Consider the following 1,427-nt stretch of genomic DNA (forward strand, 5'->3'; position numbering starts at 1 on the left):
GTCGCGGTGAATACGTTCCCGGGTCTTGTACACACCGCCCGTCACACCATGGGAGTCGGGAATGCCCGAAGCCGGTGACCCAACCATAAGGAGGGAGCCGTCGAAGGCAGGCCTGATAACTGGGGTGAAGTCGTAACAAGGTAGCCGTATCGGAAGGTGCGGCTGGATCACCTCCTTTCTAAGGAAATCGAGTAGAAGATATTTCACTGTTTGGTTATCAAAGAGCGAGTGCGCAGGTGAAAAAACGGATGCAGATGGAAAGCTGGCTTTCAAGTCTGCAGGAGTTTTTGAGGATGCATAAGAGGGTTTGCCAGCACTGAGAAGCCGCGAAGCGGGTTGGAAGTGGGGCAGAGCCGGGCACGAGCGAACAAGAAAAGATAACAAAGACTTCCGGTGGCGATGCGCCTAGGGGAAACACCCGTACCCATCCCGAACACGATGGTTAAGACCTAAGCGGCCGATGGTACTATGCTGGAGACGGCATGGGAGAGCAGGTGGCTGCCGGAACACTTCATAAAAGCAAGCCGTAAGGCGAAGCTTGCGTTTTAGAATGGGGGCATAGCTCAGTTGGGAGAGCACCTGCCTTGCAAGCAGGGGGTCGAGAGTTCGAATCTCTCTGTCTCCATTGCACGAAACACTGAAAGAATAGTGTGAAGTGCTAACTGTACCTTGAAAACTTCATACAGAGATAATGAATTGATAAAACGTTTTGTGATCGAAAGATCATAAAACCTCAGATATATCAAGACATCCGAGAAATTTGTCAGCAGAATGCGAGTGCGCAGCTGAGGACTAAAAGGATCCGGGAGTTTACTTCCGGGATGCTTTTAGGACGAAGATGCATATGAGGTTCGCCTCAAGCGGGAAGAAGCGTAAGCGGATTCACGCAGGAACGAGCATCTGCAGACGAAAATGCAAACCAAACACAATCGTTGAAAAACGAAAACTCATTCTTGAATGAGAGCTGCGAAAGTAGCAGCCCGCCTAAGTAGCTAACGCTATAGCGAACGGGAAGGAAAAAATTACGAGAAAAACGCGTTGCAGCTCATTCATAGGATGCTGTGCATCCTATTTCATGAAGCGCTGTCGCACAATGATTTCGTACTGAGACATCCAAAAGAAAGCAAACTTTCTTTGTCTGTCAAAGCCGAAATCGCAACGCTCGTAGCAAGGTCAAGCAAGAAAGAGCGCAGGGTGGATGCCTTGGCACTAAGAGCCGAAGAAAGACGTGATAAGCTGCGAAAAGCTGCGGGGAGGAGCAAATATCCATAGAGCCGCAGATGTCTGAATGGGGAAACCCACATGAGAAGCCCTCATGTATCCATACGCCAATCCATAACGTATGGAGGGGAACCCGGTGAACTGAAACATCTAAGTAGCCGGAGGAAGAGAAAGAAACATCGATTTCGTAAGTAGCGGCGAGCGAA

1 tRNA gene and 3 rRNA genes are annotated in these 1,427 nt (G+C 49.6%); all 4 read left to right on the forward strand.

The features are described 5' to 3' along the window. Positions 1 to 178 (forward strand): 16S ribosomal RNA (locus OCV88_RS15925); the annotation flags it as partial. 211 nt (positions 179 to 389) lie between these two features. Beyond that, positions 390 to 507 (forward strand): 5S ribosomal RNA (gene rrf / locus OCV88_RS15930). A gap of 45 nt (positions 508 to 552) precedes the next feature. Continuing rightward, positions 553 to 625 (forward strand) — tRNA-Ala (locus OCV88_RS15935). A 546-nt stretch (positions 626 to 1,171) separates the two neighbouring features. Further along, positions 1,172 to 1,427, forward strand: a 23S ribosomal RNA gene (locus OCV88_RS15940); the annotation flags it as partial.

It is taken from the genome of Brotonthovivens ammoniilytica (genome assembly GCF_025566885.1).
GTDB classification, from domain to species: domain Bacteria; phylum Bacillota; class Clostridia; order Lachnospirales; family Lachnospiraceae; genus Brotonthovivens; species Brotonthovivens ammoniilytica.